Annotated in this window: 16 protein-coding genes; 7 read left to right on the forward strand and 9 right to left on the reverse strand. The window is 46.7% G+C overall.

Going from position 1 to position 17059, the window contains the following annotated elements; translation table 11 throughout:
• Window positions 1-60 precede the first annotated feature (60 nt).
• Complete coding sequence (locus tag CWI78_RS09095) at window positions 61-282, forward strand: hypothetical protein (RefSeq protein ID WP_126782377.1); 222 nt, start codon at window positions 61-63, stop codon at window positions 280-282.
• Here the strand turns inward: CWI78_RS09095 and CWI78_RS09100 are convergent.
• A complete protein-coding gene (locus CWI78_RS09100) occupies window positions 277-1545 on the reverse strand; it encodes a mechanosensitive ion channel family protein (RefSeq protein WP_126782379.1) in 1269 nt (422 codons plus the stop codon). The genes CWI78_RS09095 and CWI78_RS09100 overlap by 6 nt on opposite strands.
• Window positions 1542-2030 carry an Mpo1 family 2-hydroxy fatty acid dioxygenase gene (locus CWI78_RS09105; protein WP_126782381.1) on the reverse strand — a complete coding sequence of 163 codons (489 nt, stop codon included), beginning with the start codon at window positions 2028-2030 and terminating at the stop codon, window positions 1542-1544. The genes CWI78_RS09100 and CWI78_RS09105 overlap by 4 nt, the downstream gene beginning before the upstream one ends.
• Window positions 2031-2244: 214 nt before the next feature.
• On the opposite strand from CWI78_RS09105, the gene CWI78_RS09110 reads away from it, so the two are divergent.
• Together CWI78_RS09110 and CWI78_RS09115 are read left to right on the forward strand one after the other, a co-directional pair.
• The gene (locus CWI78_RS09110; protein WP_126782383.1) at window positions 2245-3798 is read left to right on the forward strand and encodes a methyl-accepting chemotaxis protein; all 1554 of its coding nucleotides are present in this window, start codon (window positions 2245-2247) and stop codon (window positions 3796-3798) included.
• Window positions 3799-3823: 25 nt separating this feature from the next.
• The gene (locus tag CWI78_RS09115) at window positions 3824-4384 is read left to right on the forward strand and encodes a gamma-glutamylcyclotransferase (RefSeq protein WP_126782385.1); all 561 of its coding nucleotides are present in this window, start codon (window positions 3824-3826) and stop codon (window positions 4382-4384) included.
• 1 nt (window position 4385) lies between these two features.
• Here the strand turns inward: CWI78_RS09115 and CWI78_RS09120 are convergent, their stop codons facing one another.
• Window positions 4386-6638, reverse strand: coding sequence for an EAL domain-containing protein (locus CWI78_RS09120; protein WP_126782387.1), 2253 nt, complete (start codon window positions 6636-6638; stop codon window positions 4386-4388).
• The gene (locus tag CWI78_RS09125) at window positions 6638-8329 is read right to left on the reverse strand and encodes an EAL domain-containing protein (RefSeq protein ID WP_126782389.1); all 1692 of its coding nucleotides are present in this window, start codon (window positions 8327-8329) and stop codon (window positions 6638-6640) included. The genes CWI78_RS09120 and CWI78_RS09125 overlap by 1 nt, the downstream gene beginning before the upstream one ends.
• Window positions 8330-8440: 111 nt before the next feature.
• On the opposite strand from CWI78_RS09125, the gene CWI78_RS09130 reads away from it, so the two are divergent.
• On the forward strand, window positions 8441-9475 hold the full coding sequence (locus tag CWI78_RS09130; RefSeq protein WP_126782391.1) for an AI-2E family transporter: 1035 nt from the start codon (window positions 8441-8443) through the stop codon (window positions 9473-9475).
• Between the two features lie 35 nt (window positions 9476-9510).
• Here the strand turns inward: CWI78_RS09130 and cfa are convergent, their stop codons facing one another.
• The 3 genes from cfa to CWI78_RS09145 form a co-directional block, all read right to left on the reverse strand.
• Window positions 9511-10626, reverse strand: coding sequence for a cyclopropane fatty acyl phospholipid synthase (gene cfa / locus CWI78_RS09135; RefSeq protein ID WP_126782393.1), 1116 nt, complete (start codon window positions 10624-10626; stop codon window positions 9511-9513).
• A gap of 75 nt (window positions 10627-10701) precedes the next feature.
• Window positions 10702-11883 carry an ammonium transporter gene (locus CWI78_RS09140; RefSeq protein WP_126782395.1) on the reverse strand — a complete coding sequence of 394 codons (1182 nt, stop codon included), beginning with the start codon at window positions 11881-11883 and terminating at the stop codon, window positions 10702-10704.
• A gap of 10 nt (window positions 11884-11893) precedes the next feature.
• Window positions 11894-12232 carry a P-II family nitrogen regulator gene (locus CWI78_RS09145; protein ID WP_126782397.1) on the reverse strand — a complete coding sequence of 113 codons (339 nt, stop codon included), beginning with the start codon at window positions 12230-12232 and terminating at the stop codon, window positions 11894-11896.
• A 219-nt stretch (window positions 12233-12451) separates the two neighbouring features.
• Between CWI78_RS09145 and CWI78_RS09150 the strand changes: the two genes are divergently transcribed.
• On the forward strand, window positions 12452-13504 hold the full coding sequence (locus tag CWI78_RS09150; RefSeq protein ID WP_126782400.1) for a cysteine synthase A: 1053 nt from the start codon (window positions 12452-12454) through the stop codon (window positions 13502-13504).
• A complete protein-coding gene (glpQ, locus tag CWI78_RS09155; RefSeq protein ID WP_126782402.1) occupies window positions 13497-14516 on the forward strand; it encodes a glycerophosphodiester phosphodiesterase in 1020 nt (339 codons plus the stop codon). The genes CWI78_RS09150 and glpQ overlap by 8 nt, the downstream gene beginning before the upstream one ends.
• Here glpQ and CWI78_RS09160 read toward each other — a convergent pair.
• The gene (locus CWI78_RS09160; RefSeq protein WP_126782404.1) at window positions 14491-14958 is read right to left on the reverse strand and encodes a GNAT family N-acetyltransferase; all 468 of its coding nucleotides are present in this window, start codon (window positions 14956-14958) and stop codon (window positions 14491-14493) included. The two genes, glpQ and CWI78_RS09160, sit on opposite strands and share 26 nt — an antisense overlap.
• A complete protein-coding gene (locus CWI78_RS09165) occupies window positions 14948-16408 on the reverse strand; it encodes a RimK family protein (protein WP_126782406.1) in 1461 nt (486 codons plus the stop codon). Before CWI78_RS09165 ends, CWI78_RS09160 begins: the two co-directional genes overlap by 11 nt.
• A 143-nt stretch (window positions 16409-16551) precedes the next feature.
• Between CWI78_RS09165 and CWI78_RS09170 the strand changes: the two genes are divergently transcribed.
• Window positions 16552-17058, forward strand: coding sequence for a DUF2062 domain-containing protein (locus CWI78_RS09170; protein WP_126782408.1), 507 nt, complete (start codon window positions 16552-16554; stop codon window positions 17056-17058).
• The last annotated feature ends 1 nt before the right edge of the window (window position 17059 follow it).

Consider the following 17059-nt stretch of genomic DNA (forward strand, 5'->3'; position numbering starts at 1 on the left):
AAAAAGACAGGGGGGTTCTACACTTAATAATGAGCTGCATAGACAGTTCAGGAGGCTATTATGCGTATATTATTCGTGGTGTTACTCAGTGTTTCCACCCTGTTATTGACAGGCTGTTCCAGCCGAAGTCAGCATTCCGGTGTTGCCCTGTATGAGATTGATCGCGGCTACGTTGACGCCGTTAATCGTGAAGCTCGTATGGGCGGAACGAGCAAAGTCGATGTGTATTGGGTGAATCCTCCGGTCAAGAAAAAAGCCGAATCTAATGAACCGCCGTTATGACGGCTCATCACCGATCTGCTTGAATTGCTGAACCGCCATACGAACATCTTGCCCTGACGTTTCCTGATACACCTGCAGGTCAAACTGAGGCAGTATGGCAAAAAGGTGATCGAAGATATCTGACTGGATGCCTTCGTAGGTTTCCCATGCCGTATCGTTGCTGAAGCAATAGATTTCTATTGGCAACCCTTGAGGTCCGGGACTTAGCTGGCGAACCATTAAGGTGAGCCCTTGATGCACATCGGGACGGCTTTTAAGGTACTGTTTGACGTATGCGCGAAAAGTACCAATATTGGTGACTTGACGGCTGTTTATGGGGTCCAGGCCTTGTTTCTCCAGCCCTGAGTTCCATTCTGATATGTCTTTTTCTTTTTGCCCCAGATAGTCGTAAAGTAATGAAAAACGCTTGAGCTTTTCCTTTTGTTCTGCGGATAAGAAATGGATGCTGTTCTGGTCAATGTACAGCGAACGCTTTATACGCCGTCCGCCGCTTTCCTGCATGCCACGCCAGTTCTTAAAAGACTCGGAGATAAGGCGTTTAGTCGGGATGTTGGTAATGGTTTTATCCCAGTTTTGTACTCGTACGGTATGCAGTGCAACATCAATGACATCACCGTCAGCATTCAGTTGAGGCATTTCAATCCAGTCGCCTACCCGCAGCATGTCATTAGAGGAAAGCTGAATACTGGCAACTAACGACAGAATAGTATCCTGGAACACCAGCATGGCCACGGCACCCATCGCTCCAATGCCAGACAGTAAAATAACCGGGGAACGGTCCAGCAACGAAGCGATAATGAGGATAGCGGCGACCACATACACCACAATTTTGGCAATTTGCAGGTAACCTTTAATGGGTTTTTCGTGAGCATCTGGCTGGCGGTTGTAAATTTCGTTAACGCTGGTCATGGCCGCGCTAAATGAGCGTGCCAAAGTCAAAATCAAATAAGCGATACTGATATTGCGTATTATGGTAGTCGCTATTTCCGGTAAATCGGGTACCAGATAAATACCGGCTGACAAGACTAACGCGGGAACGACTTGAGCTAGTCGGTGCACAATAACGCGTATGCCAACACCCGGGTCACTGCCTAATTCGGTTTGTGACAGGAGTCTGGAAATACCACGTAGCAAAATATGCTGGGTAATTAATTGGGACAACCAAACCGCAATAACAAGAATAATACAGGCGCTAAAGGTATACGCCCAGGGCTGGGTATCAGCCCATGCCTGAAACCACTGCGGATATTCCAGGTTCATCATAATTTTTGTTCCACAGCGGCTTTTAAGTCTTTTCTAAAGCCCAGCATAAAAACCACCTCTGCAACTACAAATAAGGGACCAATGGCCAAACCCATAATGTCATCAACGAAAGCAGGCTTTCGCCCTTCAAAGTAATGACCAATAAATTGAAATACCCAGCCGACCACGAACAAGCCGATGCTCCAGCTAAGCCACAGGCTGGTGGATAATGCGGCGATATCGCGGCCCAGAGATAAAGACAACCATAATAGTAAGGTCATGAGCAGCCCAAGCTTGATATCCAGCCGAATATAAAAAATAACAGCGGCTAAAACGACTAAGCTGGCCGGGGTGATCAGCAGATAATCTAAAGGTAGCGCTGGTCGGGATAAGAGACTAATGATACCAACAACAATCAGAGGAATACCGACAATGTGGGTTGCTACATTCTTTCGGTTACGATGATAAGCCGCATATTGTGCTAAGTGATCAACGATGTTCTTCATAAGTTTTGCCAGTTGGTGCCTAAATAGAAGGTTAGATTGCTACTCGTGTCGTTTGATGTCAATGGAATGAGTGGTTCAAATACTGAGAGAAAACCGTCATTCAGATTTGCATTGTGCTACCAAGGTCGTAGTGCGCCGTTATAAAGTTTCGTGGAAACTGTTCGATAAATAGACATGGTTTGTCGCGGTGTCTGCGCCTTATGGAAACAGAAAAATGTCCACAGTTGATGTGAAACCACCGTTATTAATAACGGCTTTAGCGATAATTGGCAGTTTAATCGTTACCTCTTTTGTTCCCTGGCCCTGGCTTCAGCTATGTATTCAGTCTTTGCTGTTTATTAGTTTAAGCTGGTTTTATATTAATTACTTCCGGCGTGCTCTGACTTCTGCTGATGAGTCCGAAGAAGCCGACGTCAGCACAGACCATCTTGCCGAAAACTCAGGCAAGAACGCTATTGCTACGGCAGAGCTTAGCTTTGCAATTACCCGCTTTAAAACCGTACTCGCAGACATTGTCGAGCGCCTGGAAGAAAGCGTTGATAATTCGTCTCGGGTTAGTGAACGCGCGCAAGGTATCGAGACCTTCTCTTCGGAAGTAGCGGTTGCTGCTGAGCAAACCAAGCAAATAAGCCGAGAGGGAAGGGAAAAAATAAAGCAGCTGACGCGTGAAATTGATTTGGTTGTGTCAGACAGCCGGGAAAGTGCAGAAGCGGTTAAAGGTTTGCAGAAAAAAGCCAGCGATATTCGAAAAGTAACTCAGGTTATCGACAGTATTGCCGAACAAACCAATTTGCTGGCGCTTAATGCGTCAATAGAGTCAGCCCGCGCTGGTGAACATGGCAGAGGTTTCGCCGTGGTTGCCGATGAAGTTCGAACGCTGGCGGGAAGAACATCCGATGCAACGGTAGAAGTCAGTAACCTGGTCGAAGCGATTCATACGGAAACCACGGCTGCTGTGAAAAATATTGAGCATTTATCGAAGCACATTGAACAGCAGTCTGAGACTACCGCAGGTATTGTTGAGCAACTGGCGAGTATTGTGGAGCAAGCGGAAACGGTCGAGCAACAACTGCAGAAAATAACCGCATTAATGGGAGAAAATGCGCATGACCTCTCCCGTAATGGCGAGCTGTTGCACTCGGTTAATTCAGACCTGTCGGAGCAATATCAACAGCTTGATGATGTGAGTGACCAGGCCGGGCAACTGGAAATGCAGTCTGAGCAATTATTTGCGCATTTAGTCGAAAACGATGCCGATGCAGAGCATAGAGTGATTTATAAAGCGGCAACTGATGCGGCACAACAAATTGAGCAGCGCTTAGAGCAGGCACTTGAACAAGGTGAGCTCAACTCGTCTGAGTTGTTTTCACGACATTATGAGCCAGTTCCGGGAACAGAGCCGGTGAAGTACAAAGCCGCGTATACCGAATTTTTTGATAATGTACTACCCGCCATTCAGGAACCTATACTGAAGCGTCACGAACATATTGTGTATGCCATCACAACGGACCCGAATGGATACGTTGCCCGGCACAACGACGCCTTTAATAAGCCGCTAACGGGCGATCCCAAACAGGACCTGGTGGGTAATCGGTCACGGCGGTTATTTAATGATAAAACGGGTGCACGTTGCGGAGCCCACACGCAGGCGTTATTGTTACAGACCTATAAGCGCGATACGGGGGAGGTTATGCACGACTTATCGGTACCTGTCTATGTTAACGGCAAACATTGGGGCGGTTTCCGTATCGGCTACAAACCTCTGTAACTGAAAAAATGGACAAGTGAGTTGTATGTCACACGATACCATCGCAATGAATAAAGAGCGTCAGGATTTAAGTGGACTGGAAGCGGTCTGGTTATTTGGTTATGGGTCACTTATTTATAAAGTTGACTTTCCTTACCTGGAACGTGCGCCGGCTTCTATTGAAGGTTGGTCGCGGCGGTTTTGGCAGGGCTCTCACGACCACCGCGGTACACCCGAAGCACCAGGAAGGGTGCTGACATTAATTGAGACACCGGGCGAAGTTTGTACCGGTATGGCTTATAAAGTGTCACCGGATGTGTTTGAGCACTTAGACCACCGGGAGAAAAACGGCTACTTACGTTTTACAACCGCAATGACGTTTCGCGATGGTTCTCAGCATGAGGGATTGGTTTACATTGCAACCGAAGAGAATGAAGCGTTTCTTGGCGAGGCTCCGGAGTCTGAAATAGCTCAGCATATAGCTTGTGCATCGGGGCCCAGTGGGCCAAATACCGAGTACCTGGTAAAGCTGCAACTGGCGTTACAGCAACTGGGTGTTAATGACCCACACGTTACACAGATTTATAATGCGTTAGTAAACGACTAATTCAATCGCTGATAAAGATATCGTCGGCTGTTTGTGGGAGTTTATAAAGCCGCCCTTGCCAGTAATGACACCCGAATTCCGTGAGTTTATCTAATTGAGCCTGATTTTCTACGCCAACCGCCTGCACTTCCAAACCCAACTCTGAGGTCATGCGGATAACTGCTCTGACCAAGCTTTGTGAGCGCTCGTTGGTATCGAGGTCACGGATAAACTCACGTTCAATTTTAATTTTGCTGACCGCCATGGTTTTTAAATGCAGCATACTGCCGATGCCTTTACCAAAGCGGTCGATGACCAGAGTGATACCTAATTCGTGCAGTTGTTCAATAATATCCAGCGTGTCCGGTAACGGCTCATTCAAGCTACTCTCACTTAAATCGAATTCAAATTTTGCCACAAGTTCAGGGGTTTCTTTAACTAACCGACTCATGGTTTGGTAGAGCCGCGGAGATATTTGCTCGGTGGCCAAATTAATGGCTATTGTGCCCGGAGTGATATTTTGTTGCTGCCATTTATCAACTTGTGCAACGACGTTCTCAATGACCCATATACCCAGGGTGTCTAACAGACCGTTAGCATCAAACTGGGGTAAAAATTGTATTGGCTGTAAAGTACCAAATTCGGGGTGTTCCCAGCGTAGCAGTGCCTCAACACCCACAACCTGCTTCTCCATATTGAGGACTGGCTGATAGACCAGTTGCATCTGTTCGCTCTGGAGAACACTGTGGACATCCTCTTCTAATTGAATGTCATCGTACGACCGGTTTTCCAGTTCTTGTTTAAAATAACTCTGATTGACGTTTTGTTGGTCTTTGGCTGAGTTCATTGCCAGGTTAGCTTGCGCTAATAGTTTGCTACCATCGTGACCATCCAGCGGATAGACGCTGGCGCCAATACTGGCTGTTAAACTAAGCTGTTGGTTATCGCTGGTCAGTTCGAAAGGGCGCTCATACGCCTTTTGGATTTGTAAGATAATATTCTGAATATCGATATATTCGACGACATGATTCAGAACGACGGCAAACTCATCGCCTCCCAAGTTATATAACTTAGTACCAAAAGGTGTGACTTCTTTTAGTCTCTGGGTTAGACGCTGTAAGATTTTATCACCAATGTGATGACCGTATTTGTCGTTGACCTGGTGGAAGTGGTCGACATTTATTACTAATACCGCTGCCAGACGGTCACTGGGTAGTTCATCCAGCAGTTTGGACAAGTCTAATGCCAGTGAGTTGCCGTTAGGTAATCCAGTCAACTCATCAGAAAAAGCTAATCGTTGCAGCTGTCGCTGTTGCTGCTTCATTCGGGTTACGTCACTTAACGTAGCGATATACGTCGCTTGCCCGGAAAAGCCTGAAATGGCTTCCCGAATTGTCAGAATAGCTGAATAACGTTTTTTGTCAGCATTGCGACCAACAATTAGAATACCTTGGTCATAGGGAAAGTGACTCGCCAGATCGTCGATTTCTGTGGTGGTCAGCAACTCTTCCAACTTTGAGTTAACACAAAGAGATTCGTTTAATCCGGAAATTTCAGTGAACGGAGCGTCCACGCTGATAACCCTATGATGTTTATCGAGCAAAGCAATACCTGACAGGACGCCATGTTCCGAGATATTTGGGGCACTGGTATTAGAGTCATCAATATAATCTGTAGAGATATTGGTCCAGGAACCCTGAAAGCTAAGAGGGCGTTTGCTCGTGCGGTGTAGTTCATCTCGCACCCAAACGTAATGCCCTTGTTTGTGACGAAAACGATACTCGTAAACAAACTGGGTTTCTTCAAAGCCTCTTAACGCTCTCTTCGTCACCATTTGAACATCATTAGGGTGAATATTGTGTAACCACCAATCGGGAGCTTTCACTTCCTCTGGTGAGTAACCCATAATGCGTTCGCAATTTGGACTCACCCAATCGACGCTAAAGTCTGATCCAACTGCACGGATTTCGTAATGCACGGTTGGGCTATTGGCAAGGTACCGGTGCAATAACTCGCGCGATTTCCTGAACCTGAGGATCCAAATACGAGCAAAGAAAAATAAAAAGACGGCAGATAAAGCAACAAATCCCCAGGGTTCCCAGCGAGCTAAAACCTGCTTAACATCATCTTCTATGGTTAAACGAAGAATGACGGCACTGGTTCCCAGCTCCCAAATAATAGCGGCACAAAGATAGGCAATCACCAGAATGATTGCTGGGCGATATAAGAATGGTTCGCGCCATTTTTTCTGTGTCGTTAACTTGGTGTCTTTCATTATCTTATCCGGGCCCAGGGTATATCTGCTTTCTTCAATGACTTGCTGAGAATGGAGCCTTGCAGTTCTTCACAGCCAATTTGTTTTAACAACAGCAGTTTCGCTCTATCATTTATGCCTGTCGCTATAGTTGTTAAGCCACGTGCTCTGGCCATTTTTACCATAGACGCAAGTTCTCGTTTTTTATCGCTGTGTGACGTTGCTTTTTGGACCAGCTCTTCAGATAACTTTACCGCATCCACGGGGAGCACGAAAAGTGACTGTATGGTTGAGCGTCCTTCACCAAAATGAGCCGCAATGACATTACAGCCAACGCTGCGTAATCTTTCCAGGTAACGCTTCGATTTGTCTGAGAGTGACATCAAAGCTCGTTCACTGACTTCTATATTAATATTTCGTGCCGGAAATTTCGTTTCCTGAAGCTCATGAGCCAGTACATTAAGTACGATAGGGTCAACAATATCATTAATGGTAATATTAATAGAAACTCGCACTGTGACTTTTTGTTTATGCCAAATTTGAAGATCTTTAAATGTGCGCTGAATCATCCAGGACGTAAATTGCTGGGTGAGCGATGCTTCCTCTATCATGGGCTTGAATTCATCTAAATTCATGTTGCCCCGCTTCGGGTGAACCCATTTTGCCGACATTTCTAGTACTGAGAAATAACCAGTATTGGTGTTAAGGCGAGGCTGATAATAAAGCTGGATATCATTGTTCTTCATGGCCTCGCTAAACTGTCGCGAAAAGGTCACTTCTTCAATTTGTTCAATGGCGTCATCACTCTGCTCCAGAAATGAAAATTGCTGCTTCTTCTGGAATGCATTAAAGGCATGTGACTGAGCCTCATCGAATACTTTTTGGTGATCCTCTTTAAGCTGATCCTTTTTGACCCTGAGTACGCCAGCGGCACTGTCCATTTGGTACGAAACGCCGTCAACCACTATGGGCTGCTCTAAAAAGGTTTCAATTTTGTTCTGCAGTTCTTTCGTATTCTTTTCTGCGTCAGCGCTTACGCCCACTAATTCGTTTTTTGATGTTTGCCCAACATGAACTTGATCGCCAAGTAGCTTTTTAAGCTGTATTGCCATTTGTTTTACCAGCTCATTGGCTTTTTCCGTTCCCACTTGCTGCTGAATTTTTTCCATATTCTGCAAGCGGAAGTTAAAAATATCGATAAGGTCATCGGGGGCCCCTTCCTTGCTGTGGCCAATCGTCTTCAACTGCTCCAGTAAAGCATAAATGTTAGGCAAGTCGGTGCCCTGGTATTTGAACTTCGCACTTTGTTCGGCGCCGTTAAGCTCTCTTACCACTCTTGCGATAATTCCGGCTATGGTTGCTATTAGCGTGTAGGCCAGTAAGCGAAGAACCCAGCCTCCGGCTATTTCGTTGCTACTAATTAATGAATCGGAAAATGAAAATGGGCTTAGTAATATGCCACACATAAGGCCAGCCAGAGCGCCTATGCGAGGGCCGAGCAATAAGCCGGTTAACATTAAAGGGAAATACAGCAAATGCTCGAACAGGCTGGGAATTCCGCCTGTCATCTCAATAACCCGAATCAATGTAGCAATGAGGATGGCCAATACAAAGCCAACGAACACCTGTTTTTCGGCATTCATCTTGGTAAAGTTTATTAAGCTTTCCTTGCACCAGCTAGCAAAGCTGTATGGATCTTCCGATTTAGGCATTTATTCTTATCAGTTGTGATAAATTAAGGCGTTAGCTATGTTGAGATTGTTAGTTAATGGTTAGTCTGTCAAGTCTTTAAGTAAAGAATTACCAATGCCAAGGAAGCAATTATGCGTGAATCACTAGAACGGCGATCATTTTTACTCACTCTGATTATTGTCAGCATCGCCTTTGCCTGGGTATTAATCCCTTTTTGGGGGGCCATTTTCTGGGCTTGCGTAGTCGCTGTTATTTTTTCGCCGTTGCAACAACGGCTGAAAGATAGGTTTGGCGACAAGCCGAATCGGGCGGCACTGGTCACTTTATTGATTGCATTAGTTATTGTGGTGATACCGGCTCTGGGCATTGCGTATTCTTTTGTTCAGGAGGGCGTTAGTTTTTACCAGCGGCTGGACGAAGGGAAAATTAATCCGGGCAAACTGTTTGATGAAATTCAAACTGCTTTCCCGATTATTAATGATTTACTGACTCAGTTTGATATTAAAGCCAGCGAAGTGAGGGATAAGATATCGTCGGGTGCCGCTAGTGGCAGTAAGTTTTTAGCTGAAAAGGCGTTAACTTTTGGCCAGAATACTTTTTCTTTTCTTATCGGCCTGGGTTTGATGATTTATCTGACCTTTTTTCTACTGCGAGACGGACAGCACTTAATTAATCTCATGGTTAAGGCGCTACCTTTAGGCGATGAGCGGGAACGGAAACTGTTTAGTAAGTTTGCGGGGGTGGCGCGAGCAACGGTGAAAGGAAACATCGTTGTAGCGATAGTTCAGGGCGCGTTAGGCGGCATTATCTTCGCCTTGCTGGGCATTCCGGGTGCGTTGCTTTGGGGCGTTGTGATGGCCTTCTTATCATTGATACCGGCCGTGGGAGCTGGTTTAGTGTGGTTGCCAGTGGCTATTTATTTATACGCCACCGGCAGCTGGATAGCGGGAACCATTCTGGTTGCTTATGGTGCGATTGTGATTGGTTTAGCGGATAATGCCTTACGCCCAATTTTGGTTGGCCGTGATACTAAGCTACCCGATTATCTGGTGCTGTTTTCGACCTTAGGCGGGATGTCGTTATTTGGCATTACCGGCTTCGTTTTAGGGCCGCTGATTGCCGCCCTGTTTTTAGTATTCTGGGACATCTTTATGACCGAATTCTAAATTGTAGAATCTAATCTGGAGTGGGACACGACCTCTTAAAGCTGAGGTCGTTGATATCCACCAACCTGGCCTTTAGGGGACAATACCCATTGCCATAGTTGAATGTCGCGCGCACGGAATGCGCCGGCACAAGACAGCAAGTAATATTTCCAAATACGATAAAACTCGTCGTCAAACTGTGACTTGAGTTGCGGCCAGGCGTTATCAAAGTTTTCAAACCAGGCCATTAACGTCTTATCGTAATCTGCCCCAAAGTTGTGCAAGTCCTCACAGACAAACTTTTCTTCCAACGCATTACCAATTTGTGAAATAGACGGGACTTCTCCGTTGGGGAAAATGTATTTGCTTATCCAGGGGTCAGCGGCGGTATCGCTCACGTTCTTGCCAATGGTGTGCAGTAAAAACAGACCGTCTTCTTTGGTGCAACGTAAAGCGACATCCATGTAGTCGTCATAGTTTTTCTGACCAACGTGTTCGAACATCCCCAGGCTGATGACGCGGTCAAATTGTTCATCAAGGTCGCGGTAGTCTTGCAGTCGGAATTCCACCGGAAGGTCTTTACAGCGTTCTTTTCCGAGCTCGACCTGTTCTTTTGATATTGTCACGCCAACGCATTCAACGCCGTAATTTTCAGCGGCGTATTGCATGAAACTGCCCCAGCCACAGCCGATATCGAGAATGCGCATGCCTGGTTTTAGACCCAGCTTCTTACAGCACAGCTCGAGTTTGTTTCTTTGTGCTTCATCGACATCTTTTGCCTTTTCCCAATAGGCACAGGTATAAACCATGCGCTCATCGAGCATCGATTGATAAAGATCATTACCCATATCGTAGTGGTGCTGACCAACTTCCCAGGCTTTCGATTTGCTCTGTAAGTTGAAAATGCGACTTTTTAGCGAATGGAAGATAAGACGTGCGGGGTTAACTTTATCCTGAATACCGGAACGGAGGAGTTTGAAAAAAAACTGGTCGAGCGCTTCGGCGTCCCACAAACGAGCCATGTAAGATTCACCCAGGCCAAGGTTTCCGCGGGACAATGCTTGGTCAAATACGGTTTGATCATGAACCTGTATATCCCAGGCTCTGTCGCCGTTAATGCGAATATCTGCTTGAGCTAGAAGCTCTTCAACATACTCTCGTGATGTCGACATGTTTGTTCGCCCATTCCTGAAAATGATGGCATAAAACCGTATCAAGAATGGACGAACCTGGCAATAAAAAGCATTTTAACCGTCTTTTTTAGAAGTAAATTCCGGGTAAGCTTCCACGCCACAATCCACTTGATCCAGGCCGATGTATTCCTGTTCTTTGGTTACGCGAATTCCCCATGTCAGCTTCAGTAAAGCCCAGATAATGAGGCTACTGACAAACACCCAGCAAAAAATGGTAGTAACACCGGCTAACTGAATAAGGAAGCTGGCACTCTCATCACTTACCGGAACCACCAAGGTACCGAAAATGCCAACCACACCGTGCACTGAAATAGCGCCGACAGGGTCATCGATATGAAGTTTATCCAGCCCGATAATAGACACCACCACAATCAGTCCCGCAATGAACCCGATAACGCCGGCAAGCCAGGGCTCTGGCGTTACAGGCTGTGCAGTGATGGCAACCAGGCCGGCTAGAGCTCCGTTCAAAATCATGGTCAAATCCGCTTTTTTCCATAGCAGCTTGGTAAATAGTAAGGTGGCTATGGTGCCAGCTGCCGCGGACGTATTGGTATTCACCATCGCACGGGCAATGGCATTGGCGTCATCAACCGAACTTAATGCCAATTGGGACCCTCCGTTGAAGCCGAACCAGCCAAACCAGAGAATAAACGTGCCAAGTGCGGCCAGTGGCATGTTTGAACCGGGTAACGCATTGATGCTGCCGTCACTCAGGTATTTACCCGAACGGGGGCCGAGCAAGAGGACAGCCGCAAATGCGGCAGAAGCACCGGTTAAATGCACAATACTGGAGCCCGCAAAGTCGACAAAGCCCCAGTTGGCAATCATGCCGCCACCCCAGGTCCATAACCCCTGAACGGGATAAATAACGGCACTAAGCACCACACAAAATAACAAAAAGCTCATGAGCTTCATGCGTTCTGCTACGGCTCCGGAAACGATGGACATAGCGGTGGCAACGAAGACCATTTGAAAGAAGAAGTTGGCGTCGGCAGAGTAAGCTGAGGTTGAAGGATCCGGGTACATGACTTTGTATCCGATAACCAAGTAAACAATGCAAGCAATAGCGTAGAGCGCAATGTTCTTAGTCAATATTTCAGTGGTGTTTTTGCTTCTGACCAAGCCTGCTTCCAGCATTGAAAAGCCAGCAGCCATCCACATCACCAGCGCCCCGGAAATGAGTAAATAAAAGGTGTCTACCGCGAAAGTGAGTTGTTGTAGAGGTTGTGCTTCCATGATGAGCTCCTTAAAGGGCGTCTTGATCGGTTTCACCGGTGCGTATGCGAACGCAGTGCTCCAGCGGCATAACGAAGATTTTGCCGTCGCCTATATTGCCGGTATGAGCTGCGGCAATGACCACTTCCAGTGCGCGTTCAACCGTGTCGTCAGGAATGGCGAGTTCAATTTTCATTTTGGGTAAAAAGTCGACCTGGTACTCCGCACCCCGGTACAGTTCGGTATGGCCTTTTTGCCGGCCGACGCCACGCACTTCAGTTACTGTCAGGCCTTTACAGCCAATTTCAAACAGCGCCTGTTTTACGTCTTCTAATTTGAACGGCTTAATTAAAGCCACGAGCATTTTCATGGTGCTTCCTTATTAAAATAGTGTTAAGCAACTCTCTACTTCACGAAGCGTGCCAGTTTTTAACTTTATGATATTTAAGGGTAAATAATATTTTTGCTAGTTGGTTGCACAAAAAACGTGCGCAGCCGCTGTGCATTGCACCAAAAGTGCTATTGAACCGAAGCGGCGCAGGGGAGATACTATTTACCTACGGTAGTGAATGATTAAGGGTGCAGTAGCATGAGAGTTGGCGCACGACAGAGTGACCTTATTGGTCAGACAGACTTACTTCGGATACCGTCGCTGTCAGATTTGACCGGATGCGATATTTTTATTAAGTGCGAGTTTCAAAATCCGGGTGGCTCTATAAAGGACCGTGCGGCTAAACAACTCATTGATGATGCTATGGAGCGTGGCGAGTTAAAGCCGGGTATGACGGTGGTTGAAGGCACTGCAGGGAATACCGGTATTGGTCTGGCGGTTGTGGCAAAGTCTTATGGGTTACGTATGTTAGCCGTGATGCCAAACGACCAGACGCCGGAAAAAGAGCGAATGATACGCCTGCATGGCGGGGAGCTCATGGCGGTTGATCCGGTTCCTTTCAAAAATGAAAACCACTTTTATCATACCGCACGCCGCGTGGCAGAAGAGCGCGATGACTGCTGGTGGGCTAATCAGTTTGAAAACACCAGTAATGCACGCGCGCATTATCTCCATACTGGCCCTGAGATATGGGAACAAGCCGAGGGTAAAATCGATGTATTGGTTTCAGTAGCCGGTACCGGTGGAACCATTGGCGGGAACTCTCGTTTTTTAAAAGAGCAGAACCCGGAACTGGATGTTTGGGTGGTTGACCCGGATGGTTCCGGTATCTACGAATTTTTACGCAGTGGCGACTATGTGGCTAATGGCGGCTCGATGACCGAAGGCATTGGCATTATGCGATTAGTGGATAATTTCCGGCAGGCTCGTATCGATTATGCGGTTAATCTGCCGGATCAAGACTTAGTGACCTTATCGCGTTATGTCCGGGATGAAGACGGTATTGTGTTGGGTAGTAGCTCTGCGCTCAATGTGGCGGGAGCACTGGCTGCGGCTTTGCGAAAAGGGCCGGGGCACCGCATTGTGACGTTTTCTTGTGATTTAGGTGAGCGGTCAGTAAGCAAACTGTACAACCCGGAATACTTACGAGGCCGTGGTTTAAACCCTGACCCGGAACCAATTGAAGTATTAATGAAGCGCTATCGTGAGCTTGGCGATAAGGTATTAGAGGTTAATTGGAATAATGATTAAATTTACCTGTAGGTGTTTGTTTTTACTGGCAGCGGTAACAACGGTTCAGGCGCAGGAAGCAACACCGAATGCTCCGTTCCATGATCTTAAGGTGCCGCAGTTTCTGGACATCGCGCATCGTGGCGCTTCCGGGTATTTACCCGAGCACACTCAAGCCAGTACGGTGATGGCTCACGGACTGGGAGCGGACTACATAGAGCAGGACGTGCAGTTGAGCCGAGATGGTGTTCCGGTGGTTCTGCACGATGCAACCCTGGACCATGTCACCAATGTGTCAGAAGTTTTTCCGGAAAAGCACAGGCCCGATGGTCAGTATTATGTGGTGGACTTTTCGCTGGAGGAACTTAAGCAATTAACCATTGTTGCCCGGCACGAGGATTATGAGTTGGTTTATCCCAAGCGTTTTTCTCACCCCGATGTACGCTTTCCAATACAAACTCTGGAAGAACAGATCAAACTGATTCAGGAGCTCAATCGCGTTCGTGAATTGTCGACGGGGATTTATGTCGAGCTGAAATCTGCGCGCTGGTATCAGCAGCAGGGGTACGATATTACGTCGGCAGTTATGTCGGTGCTTGCGCAAAATGGCTATCACGACATGCGACCGACTCCGGTTTATTTGCAGTCATTTGATCCAGAAGTATTGCGTCGCTTAAAAAGAGAATTTAACTGGGACTTTCCGCTTATTCAGTTAGTCGGGGATAACGACTGGGGGACAACTGACATAGATTACAGCGCAATGCGTACTAAAGCTGGGCTGGAATCGGTTAAAAGCTATGCCGAAGGCGTTGGTTTGTGGCTTGATCATGTGCTGACAGGAGTTACTGAAAACGGCGAACCGCAATGGGGCGATGTTTTGAAGTCTGCCGAAGAAAAGAGCTTGAGCGTTCACGTTTACACGTTGCGAGCCGATGATTTGCCTAAAGGTGTGGAGTCTCATGCGCAACTACGCCAGTGGTTAAAACAAGCTGGCGTAGAAGGGGTTTTTACAGACTTTCCGGATAAAAAGTAAAACGCATTTTAAAACCATCGCTGCCGTCATCGTAGTATTCCGGCAGAATATCAATGGTTTCAAAACCACAACTTTGATACCAGTGAATGGCGGCTTTATTGTCGCTTTTCACCTCTAGTGACATGGCGGTAGCGCCTTTGCTTTTAGCCGTGTTTAAAACCTGCTTCATGAGTAGGTTGCCAACCCCTAACCCACGAAAACCCTGTGCCACGGCTATTGAGTATAAGCGCCATACTTTGCTGTTACGTCGGGTAAAAGCAATGGCGTACCCAGCGAGTTCGTTGGCAGAACGCACAACCCAACAGTCATTGTGGCTGGAGTCAATAACCTGCTTAAAACTGCGACGGCTAATACAGCTGTAATTAAACGTTGCTCTTTCTAATGCGACCAGTTGGTCAAGATCAGCGAGTTGCGCTCGCTCTACACGAAAATCAGTACTCATCCAGGCGGCGTCCGAAATCGGCCATTATTAGCCGGTAAAGTTCATAACCTAAATGCTTGTCTTCAACACCAGATTCAATCGATGGGTTGTCATTAATTTCGATAACAACCGGGCCTTGTGGCGTTTGTTTAATATCCACGCCGTACAGACCGTCACCAATTAAGCGAGTTGCCTGTAATGCCAGCCGAACGACATCTTTAGGCGCCTGATGCACGCCTAAAGTGGCAAAAGAACCGCTCTTACCGCGCGAGGACGACTCGCTGTGGTTATAAATTTGCCAATGGTTACGCGCCATAAAGTACTGACAGGCGTATATAGGACGGTTATTCAGCACGCCAATACGCCAGTCGTAGTCGGTTCTCATGTACTCTTGTGCCAGCAGAATAGTAGACTGCTTGAATAACTCTGCAGCCACTTGCTTAAAGTGCTTCAGGTCTTCTGCTTTTTCTACGCCAATAGAAAATGAGCCATCGGGTATTTTCAGAACCACCGGGTAGCCCAGGCGCTCGCCGATTGCTTCGTAGTCAATCTCTGACTGACTCAGCAGAAGTTCTGTTTTTGGAGTCGGCACCTTATGTTTATCCAGTAATTCTTTTAAGAAGACTTTATTGGCACATTTAACAATGGAGTCAGGATGGTCAATCACCACCATACCATTGGCTTCGGCTTTTTTGGCAAAGTGATAGGTGTAGTGATTAATACGGGTGGTTTCCCGAATAAAAAGCGCATCAAACTCCAGCAGACGGTTGAAATCGTTTGCGGTAATCAGTTCTGCTTCAATATCGGCTTCTTTCGCGGCTTTGATAAACAACGACAATGCTTTTTTGTCACTGGTCGGAATCGCCTCGTCCGGGTTATAAAGAATCGCTAAGTCAAAACGATACTCTTTACGGGTGCGCGCTTTGCGCCAGACACGCTTGCTGAAATGGTCCAGTGAGTTACCAAAAAAGCTTTGTTGCTCATCATTCAGCTCATTAAGCGCCCCGGAGGTCAGTTTGTTGATATGCCAGCGGCCATTAAATTCCAGTTCTACCCTTAAAATGGGGCAGGGGTAGCGCTCAAAAATCTGTCGCGCGAAAGACGCCAGCTCTGGCTGCTCGCACAAACCGAAACAAATCAGTAACGATAATGACTTTTCATTATGGCTCTGCAAATACTTTGTGAGTGATCGGTCGGGGGTATTAATCAGTAATTGATAATGGGAGAAGTTAGTCAGGTCGTTAATGGTAGCGACAGATGGCATGACTCTTTGCCCGCGAGCTTCTGCGAGTAAACTGACGTAATAGCCCGTCGACAAATAAGATAAGTCATTACACAAATTCAAGACGTGATAACGACTTTGCAAGTGCGAAGACTGTAAGTATTCACTTGCGGTGAGTAGACTTTGACTTGGGTAATAAGGCTGCCAGTCGGCGGCGTTATCTATGATAAGGTGAACGTGTTGTTGCATGTCGTAAGGTACTCAGAAGTCGTTAAAAATTATGTAAGTTATTGGCTTATTATTTGCGTAATAAATGCAACTGACACTATATTAGAAAGACGACGGATAACAAGCAGATTTGCTGTTTTATCTTTTTCAAAGGAGTCAGGTAAATGCTGACAATTCTGGCAAAGTTGTTAAAGGCTTTGAATTCTGAAACCAGCGCCTGGGCATTAGCATTAGCTGTGGTGTTGGGAATGTTTATGGGAATAACGCCGCTATGGCGAATTCATAACTTAATTATTTTATTGGCGGCATTAGTCTTTCGCGTCAACCTCAGCTTATTTATTGTGTCATTTGGTATTTTCTCTGGCATTGCTTACCTGTTAGACCCTTGGTTCCATAGCGTCGGACTGAGCTTGTTAGAAGCGTCAAGCTGGCAGGGTATTTATGAGGCCATTTATGCAACGGCATTGGGGCGCCTGTCTATGTTCAACCACACCATCACCATGGGCAGCTTTATCATCGCTCTCATTGCAGCGCCGTTTGTTGCCGCTGCGAGTTACTGGGTTATTGCTAATTACCGCAAACGGATTCAGGCCAAAATAATGAAACTGCGGGTTGTGCAGGTTATTCGCGGCAGCCGTTTCTGGCAAATCTATACGGACTTGAGGGGGTGAG

The sequence above is a fragment of the Idiomarina ramblicola genome (assembly GCF_003987255.1).
In the GTDB taxonomy this organism is placed as follows: domain Bacteria; phylum Pseudomonadota; class Gammaproteobacteria; order Enterobacterales; family Alteromonadaceae; genus Idiomarina; species Idiomarina ramblicola.